The sequence below is a fragment of the Cellulosilyticum sp. WCF-2 genome (genome assembly GCF_003990395.1).
Lineage (GTDB): Bacteria > Bacillota > Clostridia > Lachnospirales > Cellulosilyticaceae > Cellulosilyticum > Cellulosilyticum lentocellum.
In genome coordinates this window covers 3,171,292-3,198,065 of sequence record NZ_CP034675.1, presented here as the reverse complement: position 1 = coordinate 3,198,065, position 26,774 = coordinate 3,171,292, and the positions used below count along the sequence as shown (strand labels likewise).

The 26,774-nt window shown below is 33.7% G+C and carries 24 protein-coding genes; 21 read left to right on the top strand and 3 right to left on the bottom strand.

The genetic code is table 11. The features are described from left to right. The first annotated feature begins 2 nt into the window (after positions 1-2). The 8 genes from EKH84_RS14330 (at position 3) to nrdR (ending at position 7,796) form a co-directional block, all read left to right on the top strand. The gene (locus EKH84_RS14330; RefSeq protein ID WP_127066826.1) at positions 3-1,217 is read left to right on the top strand and encodes an FtsW/RodA/SpoVE family cell cycle protein; all 1,215 of its coding nucleotides are present in this window, start codon (positions 3-5) and stop codon (positions 1,215-1,217) included. A gap of 73 nt (positions 1,218-1,290) precedes the next feature. Continuing rightward, positions 1,291-2,538, top strand: coding sequence for a UDP-N-acetylglucosamine 1-carboxyvinyltransferase (gene murA / locus EKH84_RS14325; RefSeq protein ID WP_127066825.1), 1,248 nt, complete (start codon positions 1,291-1,293; stop codon positions 2,536-2,538). Between the two features lie 6 nt (positions 2,539-2,544). Further along, on the top strand, positions 2,545-3,261 hold the full coding sequence (locus EKH84_RS14320) for a cell division protein FtsQ/DivIB (protein WP_127066824.1): 717 nt from the start codon (positions 2,545-2,547) through the stop codon (positions 3,259-3,261). A gap of 54 nt (positions 3,262-3,315) precedes the next feature. After that, entirely contained in the window at positions 3,316-4,428 is a 1,113-nt protein-coding gene (ftsZ, locus tag EKH84_RS14315; protein WP_013657329.1) for a cell division protein FtsZ, read from the top strand. Positions 4,429-4,557: 129 nt separating this feature from the next. Continuing rightward, positions 4,558-5,436 carry a sigma-E processing peptidase SpoIIGA gene (locus EKH84_RS14310; RefSeq protein WP_127066823.1) on the top strand — a complete coding sequence of 293 codons (879 nt, stop codon included), beginning with the start codon at positions 4,558-4,560 and terminating at the stop codon, positions 5,434-5,436. Further along, positions 5,436-6,191 carry an RNA polymerase sporulation sigma factor SigE gene (sigE, locus tag EKH84_RS14305; protein ID WP_207669742.1) on the top strand — a complete coding sequence of 252 codons (756 nt, stop codon included), beginning with the start codon at positions 5,436-5,438 and terminating at the stop codon, positions 6,189-6,191. The genes EKH84_RS14310 and sigE overlap by 1 nt, the downstream gene beginning before the upstream one ends. A gap of 84 nt (positions 6,192-6,275) precedes the next feature. Continuing rightward, complete coding sequence (gene sigG, locus EKH84_RS14300) at positions 6,276-7,049, top strand: RNA polymerase sporulation sigma factor SigG (protein ID WP_127066822.1); 774 nt, start codon at positions 6,276-6,278, stop codon at positions 7,047-7,049. Positions 7,050-7,337: 288 nt separating this feature from the next. Beyond that, a complete protein-coding gene (nrdR, locus tag EKH84_RS14295) occupies positions 7,338-7,796 on the top strand; it encodes a transcriptional regulator NrdR (protein WP_013657325.1) in 459 nt (152 codons plus the stop codon). 30 nt (positions 7,797-7,826) lie between these two features. On the opposite strand, the gene EKH84_RS14290 is transcribed toward nrdR, so the two are convergent. After that, positions 7,827-9,338: a YifB family Mg chelatase-like AAA ATPase gene (locus tag EKH84_RS14290; RefSeq protein WP_127066821.1), complete on the bottom strand. Its 1,512-nt coding sequence runs from the start codon at positions 9,336-9,338 to the stop codon at positions 7,827-7,829. Between the two features lie 107 nt (positions 9,339-9,445). Between EKH84_RS14290 and dprA the strand changes: the two genes are divergently transcribed. From dprA to codY, 3 genes are all read left to right on the top strand, one after another. Further along, positions 9,446-10,534 carry a DNA-processing protein DprA gene (dprA, locus tag EKH84_RS14285; RefSeq protein WP_190283336.1) on the top strand — a complete coding sequence of 363 codons (1,089 nt, stop codon included), beginning with the start codon at positions 9,446-9,448 and terminating at the stop codon, positions 10,532-10,534. A 13-nt stretch (positions 10,535-10,547) separates the two neighbouring features. Beyond that, positions 10,548-12,620 carry a type I DNA topoisomerase gene (gene topA / locus EKH84_RS14280; protein ID WP_127066819.1) on the top strand — a complete coding sequence of 691 codons (2,073 nt, stop codon included), beginning with the start codon at positions 10,548-10,550 and terminating at the stop codon, positions 12,618-12,620. Positions 12,621-12,836: 216 nt separating this feature from the next. Beyond that, positions 12,837-13,595 carry a GTP-sensing pleiotropic transcriptional regulator CodY gene (gene codY, locus EKH84_RS14275; RefSeq protein WP_013657321.1) on the top strand — a complete coding sequence of 253 codons (759 nt, stop codon included), beginning with the start codon at positions 12,837-12,839 and terminating at the stop codon, positions 13,593-13,595. A gap of 53 nt (positions 13,596-13,648) precedes the next feature. Here the strand turns inward: codY and EKH84_RS14270 are convergent, their stop codons facing one another. Then, a complete protein-coding gene (locus EKH84_RS14270; RefSeq protein WP_127066818.1) occupies positions 13,649-14,758 on the bottom strand; it encodes a hypothetical protein in 1,110 nt (369 codons plus the stop codon). 102 nt (positions 14,759-14,860) lie between these two features. Next, complete coding sequence (locus EKH84_RS14265; RefSeq protein ID WP_127066817.1) at positions 14,861-16,102, bottom strand: nucleotidyltransferase; 1,242 nt, start codon at positions 16,100-16,102, stop codon at positions 14,861-14,863. A gap of 170 nt (positions 16,103-16,272) precedes the next feature. On the opposite strand from EKH84_RS14265, the gene pta reads away from it, so the two are divergent. The 10 genes from pta (at position 16,273) to ylxM (ending at position 26,765) form a co-directional block, all read left to right on the top strand. Then, entirely contained in the window at positions 16,273-17,268 is a 996-nt protein-coding gene (gene pta / locus EKH84_RS14260) for a phosphate acetyltransferase (protein ID WP_127066816.1), read from the top strand. Positions 17,269-17,301: 33 nt separating this feature from the next. Beyond that, positions 17,302-18,495 (top strand): acetate/propionate family kinase, encoded by a 1,194-nt coding sequence (locus EKH84_RS14255; RefSeq protein WP_013657317.1) that lies wholly within the window; start codon positions 17,302-17,304, stop codon positions 18,493-18,495. A 63-nt stretch (positions 18,496-18,558) separates the two neighbouring features. Further along, positions 18,559-19,068, top strand: coding sequence for a YceD family protein (locus EKH84_RS14250; RefSeq protein ID WP_127066815.1), 510 nt, complete (start codon positions 18,559-18,561; stop codon positions 19,066-19,068). A 20-nt stretch (positions 19,069-19,088) separates the two neighbouring features. Next, positions 19,089-19,265, top strand: coding sequence for a 50S ribosomal protein L32 (gene rpmF, locus EKH84_RS14245; protein WP_013657315.1), 177 nt, complete (start codon positions 19,089-19,091; stop codon positions 19,263-19,265). 76 nt (positions 19,266-19,341) lie between these two features. Further along, positions 19,342-20,343 carry a phosphate acyltransferase PlsX gene (gene plsX / locus EKH84_RS14240; RefSeq protein ID WP_013657314.1) on the top strand — a complete coding sequence of 334 codons (1,002 nt, stop codon included), beginning with the start codon at positions 19,342-19,344 and terminating at the stop codon, positions 20,341-20,343. Positions 20,344-20,407: 64 nt separating this feature from the next. Then, the gene (acpP, locus tag EKH84_RS14235) at positions 20,408-20,644 is read left to right on the top strand and encodes an acyl carrier protein (protein ID WP_013657313.1); all 237 of its coding nucleotides are present in this window, start codon (positions 20,408-20,410) and stop codon (positions 20,642-20,644) included. A 53-nt stretch (positions 20,645-20,697) separates the two neighbouring features. Continuing rightward, a complete protein-coding gene (rnc, locus tag EKH84_RS14230) occupies positions 20,698-21,420 on the top strand; it encodes a ribonuclease III (RefSeq protein ID WP_013657312.1) in 723 nt (240 codons plus the stop codon). A gap of 8 nt (positions 21,421-21,428) precedes the next feature. Next, complete coding sequence (smc, locus tag EKH84_RS14225; protein ID WP_127066814.1) at positions 21,429-25,019, top strand: chromosome segregation protein SMC; 3,591 nt, start codon at positions 21,429-21,431, stop codon at positions 25,017-25,019. A gap of 383 nt (positions 25,020-25,402) precedes the next feature. After that, positions 25,403-26,311 carry a signal recognition particle-docking protein FtsY gene (gene ftsY, locus EKH84_RS14220; RefSeq protein WP_410497294.1) on the top strand — a complete coding sequence of 303 codons (909 nt, stop codon included), beginning with the start codon at positions 25,403-25,405 and terminating at the stop codon, positions 26,309-26,311. A 100-nt stretch (positions 26,312-26,411) separates the two neighbouring features. Then, positions 26,412-26,765, top strand: a complete 354-nt coding sequence (gene ylxM / locus EKH84_RS14215; RefSeq protein ID WP_207669741.1) for a YlxM family DNA-binding protein — start codon at positions 26,412-26,414, stop codon at positions 26,763-26,765. Positions 26,766-26,774: the final 9 nt, after the last annotated feature.

The following is a 26,774-nucleotide window of genomic DNA, read 5'->3' as shown; positions in this document are numbered from 1 at the left end:
TGATGGAAACAATTAGGTCAACTAACCTTACTAAAAGAAGAAAAAGGCAAGAACAAAGTACACCAGATTTTGTGTTAATGGCTATTATTTTAATCATTGTAGCTTTTGGTGTTGTAATGGTGTATAGTGCGAGCTTCAATTATTGTACAGGCAAAGGGTGGGCACCTACTAAATTAGCTATTAAACAGCTTGGATTGGGGGCTGTAGGGATCATAGCGATGTTATGGATTAGCTTTAAGTTTGATTATCATATCTGTACAAATCGTAATTTAGTACGCCTTTTTTACTGGGGAAGTATTCTCTTGGCAGCTAGTGTAAAGGTGATTGGTATTGAAGCTAATGGTGCAAAACGTTGGATTCAAATAGGAGGTATACAAATCCAACCATCTGAGTTTGTTAAATTAGCAGTTGTCCTTATGCTGACTTCCTTTATTATTAGAAATAAGAGGGATATGAATCGGCCCATTAACATATTAAAGGGCTGGTTACTTGTACTTATTCCAACAGGTGTAGTAGTTGTATTAGGAACAAATCTAAGCTCTGGACTCGTTATTGGTGGTATTGGAGCAGTTATTATGTTTTCTTGTACAGGCAAGGTGAGATACTATTTATTATTGATAGCATTAGGTGTGGGGCTGATTTTTGGTGTGCGTTACTTGGCTTCTGTAACACCAAAAGGTGAAGATCCTAATTTCCCTATTATCAATAAAATCTTACCAGGCTATCGTTTGGATAGAATTAGAGTATGGGAAGATCCTTGGACAGATCCTACGGAAGATGGGTATCAACCGATACAAGCATTATTAGCAGTAGGATCCGGGGGGTTATTTGGAGTAGGCCTAGGTTCAGGTGTACAAAAGTTAGGCTTTTTACCGGAACCCTATAATGATATTATTTTTGCTGTTATTTGTGAAGAATTAGGGTTAGTGGGGGCACTTCTCTTAATGTTAGGTTATGCTGTTATTGTTATACGAGGAATGGCTATAGCCATGCGGGCACCAGATTTTTCTGGTTCTTTAATGGCAATTGGGATTACTAGTATGATTGGGATTCAAGCAATTATTAATGTAGCTGTTAATACGAATACATTGCCTACTACAGGTATGCAGTTACCACTTGTAAGTTATGGAGGGACAGCTTTAGTAGTACTTTTAGCAACATTGGGACTTCTACTTAATATTTCTAGAAGTGCCGATATTGAAAAGCTGCAAAAGTAATAAGTCACATATTTCTACTTCTTGGAATAATATGGTTTTATAGAAGCTTACCTATTTCAGGAGGTGCTCTTAAATGAGTAAGTATGTTATTCATGGAGGTAAGCGTCTAGAAGGTGAACTGTGTATAGATGGCAGTAAAAATGCAGTTCTTCCTATTATTGCAGCGACTTTACTAAGTGGGAATATAACTTATCTTCAACATTGTCCTAGGATATTAGATGTGGAGATCATGATAGAAATATTGAAGCAATTAGGTTGTAAAGTAGAATGGGAACAAGAGAACTTGATGATTCATACAAGTACTTTGCAGAACTGTGACATTAGTGAAGAATTAGTCAAAAAAATGCGTTCGTCCATTATTTTACTAGGAGCCCTAATAGGAAGATGCGGGGAAGCCCGTATTAGTCAACCAGGTGGTTGTCAGTTAGGTGCAAGACCTATTGATTTACATCTTAGTGCATTAAAGCAAATGGGAGTTCATATTACAGAGCAGCAAGATACAATTATTTGTAAAAGTTCAAACCTTCACGGCGCTGAGATTTCTCTTGCTTTACCGAGTGTAGGAGCTACAGAAAATATTATGTTAGCTGCTACGCTTGCACAAGGCAATACGACGATTTATAATGCAGCTAAAGAACCAGAAATTGTTGATTTACAAGATTTTCTTGTGGCTTGTGGTGCCAATATTACTGGAGCTGGGACAGAAATGATTAAGATTCAAGGGGTAAAAAAATTAGGTGGTGTTAACTACCGTGTTATTCCAGATCGTATCATAGCAGGTACGTATTTGGTGGCGGCAGCGATCACCAGAGGAAATATTACCCTAAAAGACATACGCATTGAACATTTAGATACAATTATTAAAAAGTTAGAGGAAGTAGGGTGCCATATTAAGGTGAGCAGTAAAGAAGTAAGTTTAATGGCACCTACTCATTTAAAGGGTATAGAATTAATCACTGAGCCTTATCCAGGTTATCCGACAGATATGCAATCGCAAATGATGGCACTCCTTTGTACTTGTGAGTCGCCAAGTAGAATTAAAGAAAATTTATTTGAAGCACGTTTTAAACCAGCTTATGAATTAATGAAGATGGGTGCTAAAATTCATGTGGAAGACAATGAGGCTTATATTATGCCTACACATTTGATGGGAGCAAAGGTTAATGCTACTGATTTAAGAGGAGGGGCTGCGCTTGTTTTAGCGGGCCTAGCTGCAGAAGGTTATAGCATTGTAAATCAAATCCACTATATCAAAAGAGGCTATCAAAATATAGTAACTGATTTAAGCTCTCTAGGTGCACAGATACAAGAGAAGGAGTAGTTACAGTTGAAAAAGGAACAACAAAAGAAGAAAAGAAAACTGTATATAGGCATCATAATAGGGCTAATATTGCTCCTATTTTTTATGATGCCTATTTTTTATATTAATGAGATACAAGTTAAGAACAATCATTTCTATACAGCTGAAGATATTATACAAACAGCAGGTATTCAAAAAAAGCATTTTTTTGATTTATCTTTTAATGAAGCAAAGAAGCAGCTCTTAGAATTGCCATATATAAAAGAGGTAAAACTTAATTATATTTTTCCTGGTAAATTGGAAATAGATGTTGTAGAAAAGTCACCATTTGCATATGTTGAGTTTTCGGGAAATTATATTTGTTTAAATGAAAATGGACAGGTTATTGAGCAAAGTCCTAAAATGTATCATGAACTTCCGATTATTCAGGGATTAAAGTTTGAAAGTTTCAAAATAGGAGAAGTACTACCTATCCAGAATAATGAAGAGTGGCTTTGTGCAACAGAAGTTATACGTTATCTAGAAAAGCATCAGTATATAAAAGAAGTGAGTAAAATTGATGTATACAACCTAGAAGAAATTCACTTGTATGTTGATAAGTTAAATGTTATAATGGGTGATATAAGTGATTTTGACAAAAAAATCGAAGTACTTATCAAGGTTCATGCAGAGTATAATATGGGTATTTTAGATTTAAGCACTTTTGCAAAAAGAGGTGAAGCTTTTTTAAATCCCATTACATAGAAAAGATAAGGCTAAAAATAAATAAAGATACTTCAGATAAAGGGGGAGACTACTTTGCTCGAAATATGGGAAAATGAATTACAAGGTGCTCAAATAAAAGTTATTGGTGTAGGTGGTGGCGGTAATAACGCTGTAGATAGAATGATTGAAAAAGGTCTTGAAGGTGTTGAATTTATTACTGTTAATACAGATCATCAAGCACTGGCTAGATCAGGTGCACCAGCCAAAATTCAGATTGGTGAAAAAATGACACGTGGACTTGGAGCAGGCGCTAATCCAGAAATTGGTACAAAATCAGCAGAGGAAAGTCGTGAGGAGATACTAACAGCTATTAAAGGCGCAGATATGCTATTTATCACAGCCGGAATGGGCGGTGGTACAGGTACAGGTGCAGCACCAGTTATTGCGAGTATTGCAAAAGAAGAAGGTATTTTAACAGTTGGTGTAGTGACTAAGCCATTTAGTTTTGAAGGTCGCAAAAGAATGATTAATGCAGAGAAAGGTATTGCAGAGCTTAAGCAAAATGTAGATACTTTAGTTGTTATTCCAAATGATAAAATTTTACAAGTTATTGATAAGAAGACAACGATGGTGGATGCATTCAGTAAAGCTGATGATGTATTACAACAAGGTGTACAGGGGATTACAGATTTAATTTCAAACCCAGGTATTATTAATCTTGATTTTGCAGACGTACGTACAATTATGAATAATAAAGGTGTAGCCCATATGGGTATTGGACGCGCAACAGGCGAAAATCGTGCAGAAGAAGCTGTTAAATATGCAATTAGTAGTCCTTTACTAGATACAAGCATTGATGGTGCACGTTGTGTACTTGTTAATATGTGTGGTGGTGAGTCTTTAGGACTGATGGAAGCTAATGTAGGTATGGGGCTTATTAGAGAAGCTGTTGATCCAGATGCTGAAATTATTTTTGGTACATCTATTAATGAAAATCTTGGTGAAGAAATTATTATTACAGTTATTGCTACAGACTTTCAAAATCATGATGTAAGTCTTAATACATTCAAACCAGTTCAAGCAACAAAAGAAGAAACGCCAGTACAAACGCAAAAAGCAACTACAGCTCATGTAGAGGAAACAAAGTTTACACCGATTAAAGATATTCAAGTGGAAATTCCTCAATTCTTAAGAAGAAATCGATAAAAACATTCAAAAAAGATACGATATTGTCGTATCTTTTTTTTTATTCACTCTAGAGTTTTTACAAAATTTGTAAGCCTTATCCTTTAAAATGAGAATGTCTAAGGAAAAAGCTATAGATGAGGTGTACATATGTATGTTGTTTACATGGATGTTTTATTTTGTATTAATTTTATTATGGATACAATTATATTCTGGATTGTGTCCATGCTTATTAATCAGCCTGTTAAGGTAAAAAGGATGATAGCAGGAGGCCTATTTGCAGCTGTTTTGTACTGTATGTTAATCGTAGTCCCGTTTTTGCAGTATGTACCTTATAGCATTTATTCATTTTTTATTCCTGTTTTTCCTATTCTTTATATTTTTAGACCTATTCATATCAAACAATTGTTTATATATTATTTATTATCAATGTTAGTAGCTGCATTGTTAGGAGGAACTACTTTTAGTTTATGGTATATGTTGGGCTATGATAGTAGAGCTATTAGTGAACTCAATATATTCATGCTTATAGGTATAGGCGTAACAATGGGTTTCACTTTTTATACATCTTTTTATTATATAAGAAGGCGTTTTATTTTACCTACTTTTGAATATCAACTTCAATTCATTCAAAAAGATAGGAAAGTTATGTTAAGGGCATTACTAGATACAGGAAACTGTTTATACACACCAATTACGCATCGACCGGTTATCGTAGTTGAATATGATATGGTTAAAGGGCTTTTCACAGAAGAAGAGCAGAAGTTTTTCGAAAGGTTTTCAGATCATTTAGTAGAGTTAGAGCAACTTGATGATAATATAATTAAACATCTTATTCCGTTTAATAGTATAGGGTGTGAATCCGGTATGATTTTAGGCGTAGAAATTGATGAAATGATTCTTGAAAAAATGTCTACACAAAGGCATTTTAATAAATGCATTATTGGCATAGTACAAATGCCTCTTTTCAATGATCATAGTTATAAAGCACTATTACATCCAGAATATATTATAGGGGAGGTTGGATAATGACTAGGTATATTAATAGTATATTAAAAAAGATTAAGAAGAAATGGAGGAAGCTGTGGTATAGCTTTTTGCTAAGGAGGAGAAAAGCAGTTCATTATATTGGTGGAAGTGAGGTGTTACCACCACCTTTATCGCGAGATGAAGAAGAAATTCTTATTCAAAAGCTAATAGAATTTGCAGAGCAAGAAGAAGAGATTAAAGCGATTAAAACAACTTTAATTGAGCGAAATTTGCGCCTAGTTGTATACATTGCCAGAAAGTTTGAAAATACAGGTATTTATATGGAGGATTTAATTTCAATAGGAACAATTGGTCTTATTAAATCCATTAATACCTTTAAACCTTGCAAAAAAATTAAGTTGGCAACTTATGCTTCTAGATGTATTGAAAATGAGATTTTAATGTTTTTAAGGCGTACCAATAAGCTTAAAACAGAAGTATCAATCGACGAACCTTTAAATGTAGATTGGGATGGGAATGAATTACTCCTTTCTGACATATTAGGGACAGAACCTGATATTATTTATCGGAATATTGAAGAAGAAGTTGATAAAAAGTTACTTAAACAAGCACTACTTAAGTTAACGGATCGTGAAAGAGAGATTGTTGAATTAAGATTTGGATTTACGCCTCAAGGAAAAGAAAAGACACAAAAAGAAGTGGCTGATTTATTGGGAATATCTCAATCTTATATTTCAAGACTAGAAAAGAAAATTATATTAAGATTAAAAAAGGAAATTAATAGAATGAGTTAAAAGAGAGTATATTTCTAACGTTAATGGAGAACATATTTATTGACTTTACCTATGCTTAAATAGTATTCCTAGGAGGCAATAGATATGGCTATAAATAAAGTAGAAATATGCGGAGTTAATACAGCTAAGTTACCCATTTTGACAAACGAGCAAAAAGAAACACTTTTTAAGCTTATTGAACAAGGAGATAATAAAGCGAGGGAAGAATATATTAGGGGTAATTTAAGGCTTGTACTAAGTGTTATTCAACGATTTAATAATCGTGGTGAACATGTAGATGATTTATTTCAAGTAGGGTGTATAGGCCTTATTAAGGCTATTGATAATTTTGATGTTACGCAAAATGTAAGGTTTTCTACTTATGCAGTACCTATGATTATTGGGGAGATTAGACGTTACTTAAGAGATAATAATGCCATTAGAGTAAGTCGTTCTCTAAGAGATACAGCTTATAAAGCCCTTCAAACAAAGGAACAATTAACACGAAAAAACGCTAAGGAGCCTACAGTTCAAGAAATTGCAGATGAATTAGGTATAAAAAAAGAAGATATTGTATTTGCATTAGATGCTATTCAAGATCCTATTTCCCTTTTTGAACCAGTTTATCATGATGAAAGTGATACACTTTATATTATGGATCAAGTAAGTGATGATAAAAATCAAGATGACATATGGTTAGAGAATATTGCATTAAAAGAAGCAATGAAACGTATTAATGATAGAGAAAAGCAAATTTTGATGCTGAGATTCTTCGCGGGTAAAACACAAATGGAGGTAGCTAATGAAATTGGTATTTCTCAAGCACAGGTTTCTAGATTAGAAAAAACGGCCCTTAAACATATGAAGAAATATATTTAAGGGAAGAGGATTAGTGAGGCTACGTATAGTAGATATGAAACATAAAAATCTAATCTAAGGCTGAGTTATCTATGTGATGTCAAATGATATAGGAAAAAGGTACAATTAATAAATTAATTGTACCTGAATGAGGAAAGATAATAGGGGGTTTAGCAAGCATCCAGAATATGCTATTCTTTAGAGAAAGTAAAAGAGATAGGTGAAGAATGTTTAAAAGTAAGTGAGTATTGACTTTTATTTTCGTATTGTGATAATCTTGTCATATATATAAAAGGGGGAGTCAACATCATGAAGTGTCCATATTGTGGGTATAGTACCTCTAAGGTATTAAACTCTAGACCTGTTAATGAAAATGATTCTATTAGAAGAAGGAGACAGTGTGAAAGCTGCAACAAGCGTTTTACTACATATGAAAAAATAGAATCCATTCCTCTAGTTGTGATTAAGCGTGATAAGAGTAGAGAAGTATTTGAAAGAGATAAGTTGTTTAAAGGAATACTTCGTTCTTGTAATAAAAGAAATATCTCTATTGAGCAAATTGAGGATTTAGTAGATACCATTGAAAATCAGATTTGTAATGGTGAAAAAAAAGAAGTCTCTTCTACTGAAATCGGTGAAATGACAATGCAAGCTTTAAAAAATCTAGATGAGGTATCTTATATTCGATTTGCATCTGTTTATAAACAATTTGTTTGTATTGATGAATTTATTACAGAATTAGAAAATATAAAAAAGTTAAAAAGATAAAGGGTTATTATAGGTTTAATAACTCTTTTTTTATGCCCAAAAGTGTCGGTCTAGTAAGCGATATTGAAGCGCTTCAGCAATATGAGTTGAGGTAATTTGAGTTGCCTCTTCTAAATCAGCAAGGGTACGTGAAAGACGCAAAATTTTATCATAAGCACGGATACTGGCTTTAGTTTGAGAGAACCACTGATTTAACAAAGTTTCTCCCTCGGATGTAAGTGCACAAAAACGCTTAATCAGTGAAGGAGGAATTTGACTATTATAATCAAAAGGATAGTCTTGGTAACGAATAGTTTGTTGTTTATGGGCTAACATTACTTTTTTTGCCATTTCTTTTGAGGAAAGAGGTAGAGTGTCTTTAAATTCGCTAATAGAAGGTACATGGGTTTCTAAATGAATGTCAATACGGTCAATAAGAGGACCTGATAATTTAGATAAGTATTTTTTTATACTAGATAAGCTACAACTACATTTTTGTGTATCTGGATAGTAACCACAAGGACAAGGGTTCGTTGAAGCAAGGAATAGAAAGTTAGCAGGGTAGGTAAGGGTCAACTGGGCACGAGAAAGAACGATGCGATGTTCTTCTATAGGTTGGCGTAGCAAATCTAATGTGTGCCTATTAAATTCTAAGAGTTCATCTAGAAAAAGAATACCTAAATGAGCAAGGCTCATTTCACCTGGTTTGGGATGAGCACCTCCACCCGTTAAACCTAATGGAGAGATGGTATGATGGGGAGAACGAAAAGGACGATTCTTTATAATTTCACAGTCTGCTAGGAGATGTGCAACACTATAAATCTTCGTGACTTCTATACATTCCTTTTCGGTTAAAGGAGGAAGAATAGTAGGAAGTCTTTTGGCAAGCATAGTTTTGCCAGAACCAGGAGCGCCAATTAAAAGAGTATTATGATAACCAGCTGCAGCAATCATAAGACCTCTTTTGGCTGCTTCTTGACCTCTGACATCAGCAAAATCTATAGAGTGAGTTAACTCTGGTAAATGAGAAGATTGTTTGCTACATAAAGGTAAATGAAGGTTGCCTTTTACAGAGTCAACCACTTCATTTAGATGTCTAGCTAGTTTAATAATGGTGCTAGGAACTAAACTTCCTTCAGGTTCATTTCCTATAGGAATAATACATTCATCAGATTGATTTACTTCACATAATAAGGGTAATAATCCTCTAACACTACGTAGTGTACCATCTAAAGCAAGTTCACCTATAAAATATTTGTGTTCTAAGTTTGTTGGTGAGAATTCTCCTAAACAACATAATAAACCTAAGGCAATAGGAAGGTCATACAAGCTTCCTTCTTTTTTGATGTCAGCTGGTGCTAAATTAACGGTGATATGACAGATAGGAAATTTATAGCCACTATTTTTTAGAGCACTTTTAACCCGTTCCTTGGCTTCTTTGACTGCGGAGTCAGGGAGACCAACAATATCAAATCCTGGAAGACCATCATGTAGGTCAATTTCTACTTCTATCGGTAAGGCATCTATACCATTTAATGAGTAACTGTTTAATTTACAGAACATTAGGGTATCCTTTCTTTAATCAAAGAGATTTATTGGAGTATAGACAAAAAATTAAAATAATAAACTTAATTATTCGAAAATTTAATAATGGACAAAGTGGTGATTTTATGAGTAAAATATATAGTATCTGGTTTCATGAAATAGGATTACCAGAAGTGATTAAGAAGGAATTAGTGACATGTTTTCAGTCTTTTGAGTCTATTTATAAGGCGTCTCAGGAGGAATACATGTGTAAAGGATGGCAAGGAGAAATTGTTCAGCGTATTAAAAAGTCTCCTTTATTTACAGATGTATTAGAAGAGCGAATAAAGCGTTATGAAAGCAATCAAGTAAAATTAGTAGATTATTTGGATGAAGGATATCCGGAATATTTAAGGTATATCCCAGATTCACCTATGTTGCTCTATATAAAAGGTAATGATCAGCTGTTGAATTCACCTACTATTGGAATAGTAGGATCTCGTAATTGTTCAGAGTATGGTTACAGTGTAACGGTTCAATTAGCACAGGAGCTTGCAGGAGGGGGTATAACGGTTATAAGCGGTATGGCTATGGGAGTTGATGCAGCAGCTCATTATGGTGCTTTAAAGAGTGGTATGACCATTGCTGTATTAGGAAATGGATTAAATATATGTTATCCAGCTTGTAATCAAAGAATATATGAAGAGATCTTAAGCAAAGGGTGCATTATTTCTGAATATGATTTGGATCATGAACCTAGACCTTATCAATTTCCAAAACGAAATCGTATTATTAGCGGTATGTCTATGTGTGTGGTGGTAACAGAAGCTAATATAAGAAGCGGCTCTTTAATTACAGCGCAGTTAGCTCTAGATTACGGTAGAGACGTATGTGCTATACCAGGTAATATTACTAGAAAATTAAGTTTAGGAACCAATGAACTTATTAAAAAAGGTGCTAAGTGTGTTACCGGTGTAGAAGATGTAATAGAAGAACTTCCTTTTGATTTAAGAATAAAATACGAAGAAATAAAGAAAAATAAAACTAAAAAGCATTATGAACTTGCACAAGAGGAAAGGATAGTATATGCTTATGTAAGTCAGGAACCAATTTTTTTAAATGAATTAGTAAATAGCACACAGCTTTCCTATAAAAGTATTTATAAAGGTTTATTACAATTAGAAATAAAAGGGCTTATAAAGAGATTACCAGGGGAAAGATATGTACGTGTTTAATGAGGAGGCAAATATGGCTGATAATTTAGTAATTGTGGAGTCAGCAGCTAAAGTAAATACAATTAGCCGTTTTCTAGGCAAAAACTATAAAGTAGAAGCATCAATTGGACATGTAAGAGACTTACCTAAAAGTCAATTAGGTGTAGATACAGCAAATAATTATGAACCTAAATATATTACCATAAGGGGTAAAGGGGAACTATTACAGAAATTAAGAAAAGATGTTAAAAATGCTAAATGTGTTTACCTTGCGACTGACCCTGACCGTGAAGGTGAAGCCATTTCATGGCATCTATATCATGCGCTTAAATTGCAGGAGAAAAAAGTATGTCGTATTACTTTTAATGAAATTACAGAACAGGCTGTTAAAGAAGCCATTAAGCACCCAAGAGATATTAACACAGATTTAGTAGATGCCCAACAAGCAAGACGTGTTTTAGATCGTTTAGTAGGATATGAGATTAGTCCTATTCTATGGAAGAAAGTACGTAAAGGTTTAAGTGCTGGACGTGTGCAGTCAGTGACTTTAAGATTAATTAGCGATCGTGATAAACAAATCAGAGAATTTGTTGAAGAAGAGTACTGGAGCATTACGGCTAATTTACAACAGGGTAAGGGTAAAACATTTGAAGCAAAATTAGATACTTATAAAAATGAAAAATGTGACATTAATAATGAAGAAGAAGCAAAGAAAATAGTTAAAGCTTGTAAAAAAGGTCATTTTCAAGTTGTAAGTAGTAAAAAAGGTACAAGAGTTAAAAATACTGTATTGCCATTTACAACAAGTACTTTACAACAAGAGGCAGCAAAACATTTAGGATTTTCCACCCAAAAGACCATGAATATTGCACAGCAACTCTATGAAGGCATTAAAGTAGGAAAAAAAGAGGTGGGTGTTGTTACTTATATCCGTACAGATTCTATTAGAATAGCAGACAAAGCTAAAGAAGAGGCGACTACTTATATTACACAAAAGTATGGAGAACAGTATTTAGGTGCTAAAAAGCAAATAGAGAAAGCTAAAAAGGCACATATTCAAGATGCCCATGAAGCAATTAGACCGACTTATATGGAATATGAGCCAAATGAAATCAAAGAGTATTTATCGAGAGATCAATTTAGATTATATCAACTTATATGGAACCGCTTTGTGGCAAGTCAGATGGCTCCTGCACAATATGAAACTTATTCGATTAGAGTTCAAAATGGAGATTATGAGTTTAAAGCTTCTTATTCAATAGAGTTATTTGATGGTTTTATTAAGGTTTATAATTTAGGTGAAGAAAAAGCTAAGAAGGAAGCAAAATTCCAGGTGGAAGAAGGGGAACAATTAGTTTGTGGTAGTATTATTCCTAACCAACACTTTACACAACCACCTGCTCATTTTTCAGAAGCTACACTAGTAAAAACACTTGAAGAAAATGGTGTTGGAAGACCTAGTACTTATGCGCCAACTATAACAACTCTTCTTGCTCGTGGCTATATTGTAAAAGAAAACAAAATATTGTATATGACAGAACTTGGTGAAGTTGTTAATCAAATTATGAAAGAATATTTTGATGAAGTAGTAGATGTAGATTTCACTGCTAATATGGAAAGAATTTTAGATGAAATTGCATCAGGTAACGTAGAATGGAAGGAAATTATCAAATCTTTTTATCCTCATTTTCATCATACAGTAGAATATGCGGAATCTCAGATAGAGAATATCGATTTAACAGAACATACAGATATTCCTTGTGAAAAATGTGGCACCCATATGGTAGTACGTTACGGAAAATACGGTAAGTTTTTAGGATGTCCTAATTTTCCGGAATGTAATGGTACTAAACCATGGTATGAAGAGACTGGAATCAGTTGTCCAGAGTGTAATGGCAAGATTTTGATGAAGAAAACTAAAAAAGGTCGTAGCTATTATGGATGTGAACATAATGGTGAAGGATGTGAGTTTATGTCATGGGATAAACCAACAGGAGAGAAGTGTCCAATATGTGGAGAAGCACTGATTGAAAAAGGAAATAGTAAAAATAAAAAGATAGTGTGCCGCAATTCAAAATGTAACTACGGTAAACAAAATAAGCATTAGTTTACAATTTGTTAAATATTTTTAGTATTAATGTTTACAAATGTATATTGAGTTTTTTGTCAAATCATGTTAAGATTTGTTTGTACAAGACAAAGTTGTAATACAACTTTGTCTTTTTAAATGATAAAGTGTATATTTTAAAATTTTTAGAACATACTAAAGTATATAAAACCTTTAGAGTATAAAAAGTACAAATAGAACTAAGGAGGACATAAAATGTCTCAAGAATTATTACAAAAAATGCGAAAAGTAAATAGACTCTTACAAAGATTTGGCTCAGACCGCGTTATCTTTTCTGATATCTGTGAAGTGATTAGTGATGTAGTGAAAGCTAATGCTATGGTAGTTAGTACAAAAAGTAAAGTATTAGGTGTAAACAGTGGCATTCCACATAATTTTGCAAATGAAGAAAATTATATTGATTACTCAGTGAATGATGAATTCTTAACTATTATGGATATTAAAGAAGGTGTTTCTTTAGAATCATTATTCCCAGCTGCTGCAAATAGTGCTAATTATACAGCTTGTATCGTTCCAATCATTGCAGCAGGTCAAAGACTTGGTACATTTGTACTTTATAAAGAAAAAAGTGAAGCTTCATTTAATACGGAAGATTTTATTTTAGCAGAGTATGGTGCAACTATTGTTGCAGTTGAAATGTTAACTTCATTAAAAGATGAAAATGATGCGGAAGAACGTAGAGTGGCTATTGTTAAATCTGCTATTGCTACTTTATCTTACTCAGAACTTGAAGCTATTTTCCATATCTTTGAAAAATTAGACGGTAGTGAAGGCCTCTTAATCGCAAGTAAAATTGCTGATAAAGTAGGTATTACTCGTTCGGTAATTGTTAATGCACTTCGTAAATTTGAAAGTGCGGGTGTTATTGAATCAAGATCTTTAGGTATGAAGGGAACATACATTAAAGTTCTTAATAGTGCTTTATTAGATGAACTTAATAAATTACGTAAATAATAAAAAAGGAGCTACTAGCTCCTTTTTTATTATTTACTAACAGATTAAACGAATTAAGATCTATGACTTTCTTTAAAAGTAGTGAAAATGGAACGAATATTTTTATTAAAATGAGTCAGTAAAATAAAACTACTGACAAATCCGATTAAAATAAAGCTCCAAGTATGATTAAAAACTATTTTTGTTCCTTGTGTATACACAGAGAAAAAAGGATAAAGTACACAGGTTAATAAAAAACTAATAATGGCTTGCAAGCATTTACTAAAGAAGTAAGGTTTTGTGGAAAAATGAGTTCCTTCTAATACATAAAGCGTCTGAAAATAGACACATAAGCCTCCAAAAGCAAGAGTAGCCGCAAGTAAAGCTAGAGCATAGGGAGACGAAATCTGACCTAAAGCATTCACGCCGTTAGAGAGTTCAAGGAAGCTGGTAAGTATAGCTTGAAGTGTTGTAGTAGAAATTTGATTAATAAGGGGTAAGTGGAATAACCATTTTAATAGAAGTGTATCGGTTATAAGATGAGCTAAAACGGAAAAGAAAATAATATACCCACCAATACAAGTCATTGTATCCATAGAGTGTGCAACAGCTTCATTGAGCAATGAAGGTAAAGTTTTACTTGAAGGAGCTATCTGCAGAGAAGTAGATCTTATTGGATACAAAGGATAAGTTGGTTTAAGTAAGAGACTTGTTATAAGAGCAGATAAAATATGAATGAGTAATAGGAAGTAGCCAAGTTTAACATTACCAAGTATAGTGGTTCCCACAGTGCCAACAATAAAAAGTGGACCACAGTTGTTGCAGAAGCAAAGGGCTTTCTCACCTTGCTGAGAGGTTAATTCACCAGACGAAACTAATTCTTTAATGATGCGTCCTCCCATAGGATAACCTGCTAATAGTCCCATGATGAAGGCAAATAAAGTACTACCTGGCAAGTTCCAAAACTTATATGTAATAAAGGTTGCACGATTACTTATGCTTTTTATACTATCCAAACCTACAAGTATGTTGATTAAAATCATAAAAGGAAGTAAGGAGGGAAGAACTTTGTTAAACCAAAGTAAAAGGCCTTGCTGAGCAGCATTGATACATAAGTTTGGAAAAGCTAATAAAATAATGACGAAACAAAATAAAATAAAAGCGGTTGTTGATTTTTTTGACATCATGACACCCCCAAGGAAAATGCTATAAGTTAGTATATGTTGAGCTTGGACAAAAAATAACAATGAATAAAGGTGCTATCATAAGATAGCACCTTTATTCATTTAAAGCATCAAAAAACCTTGAGTAAAGTCTTGATTGTACAATTTAGGTTGCTTAGTTAGATAATGATAAAGTTTTGTAGCATTCAATTCATAATCAATAAGTTGTTTACTTAAAGGATCAAGGTCCGCATAAACTCTACTAAGGTTAGTGATAATGGGACGATTTGCAGAATAATTTAAGTGTTTCAAAATGGCCGCCGACTCTTTTTTACAACCTAAAACACGAATATAAGGAATCCAAGAAATGGCCTCGAATTGTTTTAGGGCTTCATCTTGAATATCAAGGAGCAAACGTAATAGCGCACGTCTAACAGTAGCAGAGGTGTAAGTTTTAGAAGTACATGCTTTAACCAATTCTGAAAGGTATTCAAAGGAAGTATAGTTGTTTAAAAAAGTGTTAATAAGATCATTTGGAATGTCCCATAAAGAATATAAATCCTTCTTGTTGGAAAACATAAATTTGTGATGTAAGAAAGGTGTTAAGATATCCATATCGGGTTGATGATATGAAGTATTATCTAAGAGTTCATAAGTGGTAGAGGGCATGCATGCGACTAGTTCTGAAGAGTAGCCATTACTTAGGTGTGTACGGATAGCAGTAGCCGAAGCAATCTGAGGATAGAGTAAGGGGTCATGATAACCTGCTGTTAAACGTTTAATTGTAAAAGGTTGAATAGTAGTACTAAAATGCTCTATGGCTCTGATATACTCAATTCCTAATATATTGTTAGGGCTCCTAATAAGTTCTAAGAGTGAAGTGTAAATTTCTGAGTCGAGCTCTAGGGTTTTTAAATCTTCTAGTAAGGCTTGTTCTCTAGCTCTAGGAAAACTGTAGCTTTCTTTTAAATGCTTTTTTAATGATGCATTAAAAGTAGGGGAAGGTGTTTCTAAACGTTTTGCAATCAATTCTAGTAAAGTCGTATCACCACATTCGCTACCAAAAGAAAGCGTTTCAACAATACCAGTTTGATGAAATAAAGAAACAGCACCTTGAGCAAATCGTTCAGCACTAGCTGTTGCAAAGGGGACAGGAAGCTCTAAGACAAGATCAACTCCTGCTTTTAAGGCCATTTGTGTGCGTACAAACTTATCAACAATAGCAGCCTCACCTCGTTGTGTAAAGTTGCCACTCATAGCAACTACGATATAATCGCAATGTGTTTGTTTTCTAGTAGAAACAATTTGATGGAGATGACCGTTATGAAAAGGATTGTATTCAGCAATAATACCAACAATATGCATTGGAACCTCCTTGAAATATTTTTATCAATTACTGATTTTATACTAAAAATCTTAATAGATAAAGGCGAAAAAACAAATAAATTTTTATTTCACTCTTGTATACACGAGATACATTGCATATAATAGAGGTTGAGGGTAATTGAAAGTAAAAATTGAAAGGGGTTATTTAAATGTCTTTTATTGAAAATATTAAAGCAAGAGCAAAAAGCGATAAAAAAACAATCGTTCTTCCAGAAACATCTGATATAAGAACACTTAAAGCTGCACATCAAGTTTTAGCTGAAGGGATTGCAGATGTTATCTTAATTGGTGATGAAACAGCAATTACTAACAAAGCTGAAGGCTTAGATTTAACTGGTGCAACTATTATTAACCCAGAAACTTTTGAACAAATGGATGCTTATATTACAGAACTTGTAAAGCTTCGCGAGAAAAAAGGAATGACAACTGAAAAAGCAAGTCAATTACTTCATAGAGATCCATTATTCCTTGGCGTAATGATGGTAAAACAAGGAATGGCAGATGGGATGGTAGCTGGTGCGATTCATGCAACAGCAGATGTACTTAGACCATCACTTCAAATTTTAAAAACAGCGCCAGGTACAAAACTTGTTTCAGCATTTTTTGTTATGGTTGTACCAGACTGTGAATATGGTTCAAACGGTACTTTTATCTTCTCAGATGCAGGCCTTAACCAAAATCCAAGTGCAGAAGAACTTGCAGCAATTGCACAAAGCTCAGCTAAAAGTTTTGCTCAATTAGTTGGAGAAGAGCCAGTAGTAGGTATGCTCTCACATTCTACATATGGCAGTGCAAAACATGCTGACGTAGATAAAGTAGTTGAAGCAACTCGTATTGCAAAAGAAGAAGCACCACAACTTAAAGTAGATGGTGAATTACAATTAGATGCTGCTATTGTGCCATCAGTAGGTAGTGCTAAAGCGCCAAATAGTGATGTGGCAGGAAAAGCAAATGTTCTTGTATTTCCAGACCTTGATGCAGGTAACATTGGTTATAAACTTGTACAAAGACTTGCAAAAGCAGAAGCTTATGGCCCAATTACACAAGGCATTGCTAAACCAGTTAATGACTTGTCAAGAGGTTGTAGTGCAGAAGATATTGTGGGTGTTGTTGCTATTACAGCTGTACAAGCCCAAGGTAACTAAAAGACAATTAATATAACTTAAGGAGTGTAAAAAATGAACGTATTAGTAGTAAACTGTGGAAGTTCTTCATTAAAGTATCAATTATTAAACATGGAAAATGAATCTGTTATTGCCAAAGGAATTTGTGAAAGAATTGGAATCGATGGTTCTTTTATCAAACATACAACTGAAGGTCAAGACTCAGTAAAAGTAATGGTAGATTTTCCAAACCATAAAGTGGCTTTAGCAAAAATGCTTTCTATGCTTACAGAAGGTGAAACAGCTTGTGTTAAACCAGAAGAAATTTCAGCAGTAGGTCACCGTGTTGTTCATGGTGGAGAGAAATTCAATCAATCTGTAGTGATTACAGATGAAGTAGAAAAAGCAATTGAAGAATGTAGCGCACTTGCTCCACTTCACAATCCAGCTAACTTACTTGGTATTGACGCATGTCGTGAATTAATGCCAAACGTGCCTATGGTAGCAGTATTTGATACAGCTTTCCATCAAACAATGGATAAAGCAACTTATATGTATGCTATTCCACAAGAATACTATGAAAAATACGGTATTCGTAAGTATGGTTTCCACGGTACATCTCATAAATATGTATCACAAAAAGCAGCTGAAATGTTAGGAAAACCACTTGAAGAAACAAAAATAATTGTTTGTCACTTAGGAAATGGTGCAAGTGTTTGTGCTGTGGATGGTGGTAAATCAGTTGAAACTTCAATGGGATTCACACCACTTGCTGGACTTGTAATGGGAACACGTTCAGGTGATATCGACCCAGCTATTGTTACTTTCTTAATGGAAAAAGAAGGTCTATCAGCTAAAGAAATGGATAACATTTTAAATAAAAAATCTGGTGTAGATGCTTTATCTGGTTTATCAAGTGACTTCCGTGAAATTGAAGATGGTGTTGTTGCAGGCGATCCAGCTTGTAGATTTACAATGGATGCATATCAACATCGCGTAGTATCCTATATTGGAGCTTATGCAGCACTTATGAATGGTGTAGATGCGATTTGTTTTGCAGGTGGCCTTGGTGAAAATAATGCTATTATGCGTGAAGAAATCGCTAATATGTTAACATGGTTAGGCGTAGACCTTGATGTTGAGAAAAACAAATGCCGTGGTGTGGAAAGAGACCTAACAAAAGAAACATCAAAAGTAAAAATGCTTTTAATTCCTACAAATGAAGAACTTATGATTGCTAGAGACACTGTAACATTAGTTGCAAAATAAGTCATTGACAAATATAAGTCAAGTAGGTATAATTACAGAAGTGTTACTTAATGGAGTGAAAAAATGAAGATTAATATCCATGAACTTAATAAAAAGTCCGAAGTAACTTTCAAAGGTGAACAGCGTGTATCCTTAAAAGGAATCAATCCTGTACATGATGTACTTGATTGTATGGCTTTTGTAGAAGGTGTTGCTACTAAGTCGGGTAACCGTTATTTAGTAAAAGGACATGTTACTACAACAGTCTTACTTTTATGCGATCGTTGCTTGGAAGAGTATAAACATGCCTTACAAGCAGACTTATATAAGGAATATTCATCTGAAGAGTTTTTGGATGATGAAGATGAGGATATCGTTCAAGTAACTGGATCTGAAATTGACTTAGAAGATGCTATAACCGAAGCAATTTATCTGAACGTACCAATGAAAGGTTTACATGATGACAATTGCAAAGGTATTTGCAAAACTTGTGGTCAGAATTTGAATAAGCAATCTTGTAATTGTGAAAAGAATGATATTGATCCTAGACTTGAAAGTTTAAAAAATATTTTTCACCCTCAAAGTGAAGAGTAGTAACAAGAGGAGGTGTAGAAATGGCAGTACCAAAAAGAAAAACTTCTAAAGCCAGAAGAAACCAAAGACAAGCAAATTGGAAACTTTCTCCACTTAACTTAGTAAAATGTCCAAAATGTGGTGAATTAATGATGCCACATAGAGTATGTAAAGCTTGCGGTTCTTATGCAAACCGTGTTGTAGTAAAAGTAGACTAATGCTTTAAAAAAGACAGCTTTTAGCTGTCTTTTTGTATATTTGATTTAAATTGTGAGAAAGATAAGGGTGATGCATATGTCAAGAATAGCTATAGATGTCATGGGTGGCGATCATGCACCTGATGAGATTGTTAAGGGATGCGTGTTAGCGGCAGAAAAGTTAGAATCTACCCTCGTTTTAGTAGGTAAGGAAGATGTCATTAAGGAAAAACTAGCTGCCTATACATATGACGCATCTAAGATAGAAATTGTACATGCAGATGAAGTCATTGAGATGGGGGATAGTCCTGTTGCAGCTATTAGACAAAAAAAGAACTCCTCTATGGTCGTAGGACTTAAATTAGTCAAAGAAAAGCAAGTGGATGGCTTTGTGAGTGCAGGTAGTACCGGTGCTCTTTTGACAGGTGCAACACTTATTGTAGGACGTATTAAAGGAGTGGAAAGACCAGCTATGGCTCCTTTTATCCCAACTGAAACGGGCTGTGCTTTATTGATTGATTGTGGTGCTAATGTAGATGCAAAGCCAACTTATCTTAATCAGTTTGCGCGTATGGGAACTGTTTACATGGAGCAATGTATGCAAATTAAATCACCTAAAGTAGGGCTTGTTAACATTGGGACAGAAGAAGAAAAAGGCAATCAGTTAACGAAAGAAGCATATAAGCTTTTAGATGCTGATGCCTCAATTAATTTCTGTGGTAATGTAGAAGCACGTGATATTCCTTTAGGAAAAGTAGATATTCTTGTATGTGATGGGTTTACGGGAAATATTATTCTTAAATTTATGGAAGGCTTTGGAAAGTGGATTTTAGGTATGCTTAAAGTTCAATTTTTAAAAAGTTTAAAAACTAAACTTGCAGCTGTACTTATGAAAAAAGGTATAGGAGAAATTAAAGAGAAATTCAACTATGCTACTAAAGGTGGGGCGCCTTTCTTAGGTGTTAATGGACTAATTGTTAAAACACATGGAAGTTCCAAGTCTCAAGAAATTTTAAGCACCTTAATACAGACGGAAGGTTTCATAAAAGATGGGCTTGTAGATAAAATAAAGGATAAATTTGAGGAAAATGTAAATTAATATTGACTATAAAAGTTGTATATACTATCATCAAAATATAAATGTTTATAAGAGGTGTTGAACAATGGTATTCGATAAAGTAAAACAGATAATTAGTGAACAGTTTAATATTTCGGAGGACGAAATTACTTTATTAACATCTTTCACTGATGATTTAAATGCAGATTCATTAGATGTATTTCAAGTGATTATGGCAATTGAAGAAGAGTTTGAAATGGAAATTTCTAATGAAGAAGCTGAGAAAGTATCTACTGTCGGTGATGTAGTAGAATACATTAAAGATCAAAAAGGATTAGACTAACAAAAAAGCCTCGCTTAGCGAGGCTTTTCGTATATTAAAGGAGAATTGTCAAAATGAGTAAAAAGGTACAAAAAGCTAACAAGAGTATAGTACTAGATGAAATGCAAAGAAAGTTAAGCTATACCTTTACCAATAGCAATCTTTTAGAAGAGGCTTTAACCCATAGTTCTTATGCAAATGAGCATAGAAATGAAAGGGTAAAAGACAACGAACGTTTGGAATTTTTAGGGGATGCTATTTTGGACTTGATTATTAGTGAATATTTATTTAAAAAGCATCCTGAAATGCCAGAGGGTGATTTATCTAAAATACGAGCTAGCATTGTATGTGAAGCTTCTTTAGCTAAAATGGCAAGATTTATTGGATTGGGCGAGTATATTCTGTTAGGAAAAGGAGAAGAAATGACAGGTGGAAGAGAACGTGCTTCTATTTTGGCAGACGGATTTGAAGCATTAACTGGAGCTCTTTTCTTAGATGGTGGATTTAATGAGGCTAAGTGTTTTTTGACAGATACGTTGATTGCACAAGTAGAACAAGTTGCTTCTCTAGAGGATCTGTATACTGACTACAAAACACTCCTCCAGGAATGTATTCAAAAGGTCAGCAATGCTCCTATTCATTATGAAGTAGTTGGAGAAGAAGGCCCAGATCATGATAAATATTTTTATGTGGAAGTTTATCATGATACAATAAGTTTAGGGCGTGGTATTGGTAAAAGTAAAAAGGAAGCAGAACAAGATGCTGCTAAAAAAGCATTGAATAATTATAAAAATTGAGGTGAAATATGTATCTAGATAAGATAGAGATACATGGCTTTAAGTCTTTTGGTGATGCTGTCAAGCTAAATATTCCAAAGGGAATTACCGGTGTAATAGGTCCAAATGGAAGTGGTAAAAGCAATGTGGCAGATGCTATCAGATGGGTGCTAGGTGAACAAAGTGCAAAGAGTCTTAGGGGTAGTAAAATGGAAGATATTATTTTTGCAGGAACAGAGAAAAGAAAATCTCTGGGCTATGCAGAAGTAGCTTTGACTATTAAAAACCCAGATGAAACTGTTCGTATTGCTTATACGGAGATTGTAATCAAAAGAAGAGTGTATCGTTCTGGAGAAAGTGAGTATTTTATCAATGGGAGTTCTTGTCGATTAAAAGATGTCCAAGAATTGTTTATGGACACAGGAATAGGAAAAGATGGTTATTCTATTATCGGACAAGGTCAAATTGATAGAGTGCTTAGTTCCAAGCCAGAAGAGAGAAGAACGCTTTTTGAAGAAGCTGCTGGCATTTATAAATACAAGGTAAGGCGTCAAGAAGCAGAAAGAAAATTAGAAAAACAAAGAGAAAATCTGACTAGACTACAAGATATTATTGGTGAGATTGAAAATAGATTATCACCTTTAGAAAGAGAAGCTGGGAAAACAACTCAGTTTTTAAGGTTAAAAGATGAATTAAAGGGAATAGACATCAATATATTTATCTATGAGATTGAGCGCTTAGAAAAAGAAATTCAGGAGCTATCTTGTAAAATGATAGCAACTGATGAAGAGCTAAAAGATAAAAATACTCAGTATCTGTCTAAGTGTGAATTAAATGATTCCTATAAAAAGCAAAGAGATGAGTTATATCATCAAACAGAGAATTTGATTGAAGCTATTTCAGAAAAAGAAAAAGACCAGGAGCGTAAACAAAGCCAATTGACAATCAATGCTGAAAAAAAGGTTAACATTGAGAGGTTACTAGAGCAGGTTTATGAAGATCAAAAGAATCAAACTAATGCGCATGAATCTAAGATAGAAAAACGGTCTTTTTTAGAAACAAAGCGTACAGCTTTGGAATTAGAAAAAGCCTCTAAGATGGCTATTATTGAGCAAGAAGAAGAGAAAATTAATCTTCTTATGGAGGAGCTTAGTCATTTAGAAGGAAGTATTAGTGAATCAAAGCAAGAGCTTTTTAATAAGATGAGAGAAATTGATGTTTTCGAAGCTGAAGTTAAAAAAAATGACGGTGTTGAAGCACAATTAGACTATCGTAAAGAACAAATTTTAGAACAAATAGCTATACTCAATAGCGAGATTCAACATCAAGAAGTTAGTTGCAAGGTACTTGAGAAGAATCAAGCAGAGGCAACTGTGCAACAAGCCAGTTTAAAATCTTCCTTAGAGGCGATGGAAAAAGATAAAGGACAGTTAATGTCTCAGAAGATACAATGTGAAAATGAGCTCAATACGGTTAAACAAAATAAGATGCAAGCTGAAAGGCAATATAAGTGGTTTGAACATCTTAAGGAAGAACATGAGGGTTATTTTAGTAGTGTTAAGCAAGTCTTAAATGTTGTGAAAGGTGACCCTAATAAATGGCAAGGGATAGTTGGTGTAGTAGGTGAGTTAATGGAAGTGCCAAAAGACTACGAGATTGCTATAGTGACAGCGCTAGGCGGTTCTATTCAAAATCTAGTAGCAGATAAAGAAGATGATGCCAAAAATATGATTCAAGTTATGAAGCAAAGAGGTATTTCTCGTGTGACTTTCTTACCATTAGATACGATTAAGCCGGCTTTTCCTATGCAAGAAAAAGGTTTATCTGAAGAAGTAGGGTTCCTAGGTTTAGGAAGTGAACTTATTTCTTATGATAAAAAATATGAAAATGTTATTTCATCTTTATTAGGACGTATTTTAATTGTTAATGATATGAAGAATGCTTCACGTATTGCAAAGAAGTACCACTATAAATACAAAATTGTCACTTTAGAAGGTGAGGTGTTTAATAGTGGTGGTTCTTTGAGTGGTGGAAGTATGAAAAATCAAAGTAACAACTTATTTTCTCGTGCTAGAGAGATGAAAGAATTAGAGCAGAAACTGAAGCACTTAGCAAAAGAAGAAGAAGAGAAAGAAAAAGTCTTAGTCATGCTTACAAAAGAGTTAGAAGAAAAACTGACTCAGTATGAAAGCACAGAAGTAAGATATATACAAATAAGTGATGCCATTAAAAATTATGGGCTAGAATGGGAGAAAAATGCTCATGCATTAAAACTCACTAAAAATAATCAGCTTCAACTTATAACAGAGCGAAATAATATTGATGAATCTATTGAAGTGATTAAACAAGGAAAAGAGCAGGCGGAAGAAAAATTACGGGATTTGAAAGCAACGATTAATGATGATGAATTACAAATTGCTGATTTAGAGAAGCAATTAGCGGATTCAAAAGGTAGACGAGAGGTCTTAGAAAAGGCATTGACTGATAAAAAAATAAGCCTTTCAAATACAGAACAAAATATTAATTATATGATAGATCAGATGAATGAATTAGAAGCTGATATTAATGGTCAAGACGAAAAAAATGCTCATTTAAGTGAAACGATTGAACGCTATCAAATGGAAATACAACAATTAATTAATGAAAATGAAAAAGTCAAAGAAGTGATTAAACTACTTAATGAAGAAGTTGTTATTAAGCAAAAAGAAAGAAAACAATTAGATGAACAAAAAGTATTATTAGAACAAAAACAAGTTCAACTATCAGATGAAATCACTACAATGTCAGAACAAATGAATTTATTGAAAGAGGAAAAATATCGTCTTGAAAATAAAAAGCAAAATAGTGAACTTCAAAAGCAGAATTGGGGGAATAGTATGTGGGAACAATATGAACTTACGTTCACACATGCATTACCATACCGCTTAGAAAATATATCTATTACTGATCTTAAAAAGCAATCAGTAGATGTAAGAGGTCAGATTAAACAAATAGGAAATGTTAATGTTAATGCAGTAGAAGAGTTTAGAGAAACTAAAGAACGCTATGAGTTTTTAACAAAGCAAAAGGAAGATATAGAAAAAGCTGAACAATCACTCATTGAATTGATTAATGAATTAATGGAGCAGATGAAAGATATTTTCATCACCCAATTTGCTATCATTGCCGAGAATTTCACTCATGTTTTCAAAGAATTATTTGGAGGTGGTGAAGCATATTTGAAGTTACTTGATGAAGAAAATATTTTAGAGTCAGGAATTGAAATCATTGCCAAACCACCAGGAAAGAAGCTTCAGAACATGACTTTACTTTCAGGTGGTGAAAGAACTTTAACAGCGATTTCACTTATTTTTGGTATTTTAAAATTAAAACCATCACCTTTCTGTGTACTAGATGAAATTGAAGCGGCTCTAGATGATGCCAATGTTTTACGCTTTGCTAATTATTTAGAGAGTTTATCGAGAGAAACACAATTCATTGTTATTACACATAGAAAAGGTACAATGGAAAGAGCACATACTTTATATGGCGTGACCATGCAAGAAAGAGGGGTTTCAACAATTCTTTCTATTCAGTTAGAGGATGTTAGTCAATATATTGATCAAAAGAAGACGAGTTAGGAGGTTAAACAGTGAGTTTTTTAAAAAAGTTTTTTGGTAAAAATAAAGAAGAGCAAATCAATGCGTCTAGTGTTCAAGAAGAGAAATTAGAGCAAGAATTATTAGTCGAGGATGAAGTTCTAGAAGAAAAAGAGAAAGCAGAAGAAGTACAAGAGGAAATATTAAAAGAAACAACTGAAAAATTAACGATGGGCTCAGCCGATGTGTTAGTAAATGACGAGGTAAGTGTCGATAAAATAGAAGTTTTAGAGGAAATATTAGAAGCTGATTTGGAAACAAATGATGAAGCGCTAGCTAAAACGGATGAAGAAGAGGTTGAGAATGCAACCAAGTTAAGTGAAGAAAAACAAGCTCAAAGTGAAGAAACAGAAAAGAAGGGGTTTATTAAACGTCTTTTTAGCGGACTTACTAAAACACGTGATAGTATTTTAAAAGGTGTAGATGATGTATTAAGTAATTTTAGACATATCGACGAAGACCTTTATGAAGAATTAGAAGAAGCATTAATAATGGCAGACTTTGGTGTTGAAACGACACTTCATATTATGGAGAGTCTTAAAGAAAAAGTAAAACAAGAAAAAATAACAGAACCTAGTGCCTTAAAAGTAGCATTACAAGAAATTATTACAAAGTTACTTACAGATCAGCCTAGAGAAGAGATATTAAATCCTAATGGACCTACAGTTATTTTGGTTATTGGTGTAAATGGTGTAGGAAAAACAACTTCGATTGGAAAAATGTCACATCTATTTAAGAGCCAACATAAAAAAGTACTCGTTGCAGCAGCAGATACTTTTAGAGCAGCAGCTATAGAACAGCTTCAAGTATGGGTAAATCGTGCAGGCGTGGACCTCATTAAGCATGAAGAAGGTACAGATGCGGCAGCCGTTGTATTTGATGCTATTGCAGCAGCTAAATCACGTAAAAGTGATGTGCTTATTTGCGATACAGCAGGTAGATTACAAAATAAAACAAATTTAATGAAGGAACTAGAAAAAATTTCACGTATTATAGCGAGAGAATATCCTGAAGCTAAAAAAGAGATTTTGATTGTTTTAGATGCAACAACAGGTCAAAATGCTATTCAGCAGGTAAAGTTATTTAAAGAAGTGGCAGATATTAATGGTATTATTCTGACCAAATTAGATGGTACAGCTAAAGGTGGAGCTATTGTAGGTATTTATGAATCGCTAAAAGTACCTGTTAAGTATATTGGCGTAGGAGAGCAAATAAATGATCTTCAACCATTTGATGCAGAAACTTTTGCTACAGCCTTGTTTAAAGAATCATAAACTAAAAGAAGGATTTAATAAAAAGGTTGACAAGTAACAAGGTTTTTACTATACTAACTAGTGTAAAGTAAAAGTGACTGACAGTGTTTGGGAGTAAATCATGGAAAAATTTGTGGTGATTACCTATTTGTTCGATTTTTATCAGGAACTACTTACTGATAAGCAAAGGGATTTATTAAAAGAATATTATTTTGAAGATCTTTCTTTAGGAGAATTAGCTGAGCAGCATGATATTAGCAGGCAAAGTGCTTTTGATACTATTAAAAAAGCAGAGCAGAAATTACTAGATTATGAAAACAAGCTAGCTTTATTTGCAAAATATCAAGCAGAGCAAAAAGTATTGAGTGATATAAAAGCTTTATGCCAGACGTTAGCTAGTGACTTAAAGGATGAAAAAGCGAATAGTGTAAACAAGGTCATTACGCTAGTAGATAAATTAATCAATAAGATTTAGGAGGACGGA

Coding starts and splice junctions, on each gene's coding strand:
- EKH84_RS14330 (WP_127066826.1), top strand. CDS start 3: ATGGAAACAATTAGGTCAACTAACCTTACTAAAAGAAGAAAAAGGCAA.
- murA (WP_127066825.1), top strand. CDS start 1,291: ATGAGTAAGTATGTTATTCATGGAGGTAAGCGTCTAGAAGGTGAACTG.
- EKH84_RS14310 (WP_127066823.1), top strand. CDS start 4,558: ATGTATGTTGTTTACATGGATGTTTTATTTTGTATTAATTTTATTATG.
- sigE (WP_207669742.1), top strand. CDS start 5,436: ATGACTAGGTATATTAATAGTATATTAAAAAAGATTAAGAAGAAATGG.
- sigG (WP_127066822.1), top strand. CDS start 6,276: ATGGCTATAAATAAAGTAGAAATATGCGGAGTTAATACAGCTAAGTTA.
- nrdR (WP_013657325.1), top strand. CDS start 7,338: ATGAAGTGTCCATATTGTGGGTATAGTACCTCTAAGGTATTAAACTCT.
- EKH84_RS14290 (WP_127066821.1), bottom strand. CDS start 9,338: ATGTTCTGTAAATTAAACAGTTACTCATTAAATGGTATAGATGCCTTA.
- dprA (WP_190283336.1), top strand. CDS start 9,446: ATGAGTAAAATATATAGTATCTGGTTTCATGAAATAGGATTACCAGAA.
- topA (WP_127066819.1), top strand. CDS start 10,548: ATGGCTGATAATTTAGTAATTGTGGAGTCAGCAGCTAAAGTAAATACA.
- codY (WP_013657321.1), top strand. CDS start 12,837: ATGTCTCAAGAATTATTACAAAAAATGCGAAAAGTAAATAGACTCTTA.
- EKH84_RS14270 (WP_127066818.1), bottom strand. CDS start 14,758: ATGTCAAAAAAATCAACAACCGCTTTTATTTTATTTTGTTTCGTCATT.
- EKH84_RS14265 (WP_127066817.1), bottom strand. CDS start 16,102: ATGCATATTGTTGGTATTATTGCTGAATACAATCCTTTTCATAACGGT.
- pta (WP_127066816.1), top strand. CDS start 16,273: ATGTCTTTTATTGAAAATATTAAAGCAAGAGCAAAAAGCGATAAAAAA.
- EKH84_RS14255 (WP_013657317.1), top strand. CDS start 17,302: ATGAACGTATTAGTAGTAAACTGTGGAAGTTCTTCATTAAAGTATCAA.
- EKH84_RS14250 (WP_127066815.1), top strand. CDS start 18,559: ATGAAGATTAATATCCATGAACTTAATAAAAAGTCCGAAGTAACTTTC.
- rpmF (WP_013657315.1), top strand. CDS start 19,089: ATGGCAGTACCAAAAAGAAAAACTTCTAAAGCCAGAAGAAACCAAAGA.
- plsX (WP_013657314.1), top strand. CDS start 19,342: ATGTCAAGAATAGCTATAGATGTCATGGGTGGCGATCATGCACCTGAT.
- acpP (WP_013657313.1), top strand. CDS start 20,408: ATGGTATTCGATAAAGTAAAACAGATAATTAGTGAACAGTTTAATATT.
- rnc (WP_013657312.1), top strand. CDS start 20,698: ATGAGTAAAAAGGTACAAAAAGCTAACAAGAGTATAGTACTAGATGAA.
- smc (WP_127066814.1), top strand. CDS start 21,429: ATGTATCTAGATAAGATAGAGATACATGGCTTTAAGTCTTTTGGTGAT.
- ylxM (WP_207669741.1), top strand. CDS start 26,412: ATGGAAAAATTTGTGGTGATTACCTATTTGTTCGATTTTTATCAGGAA.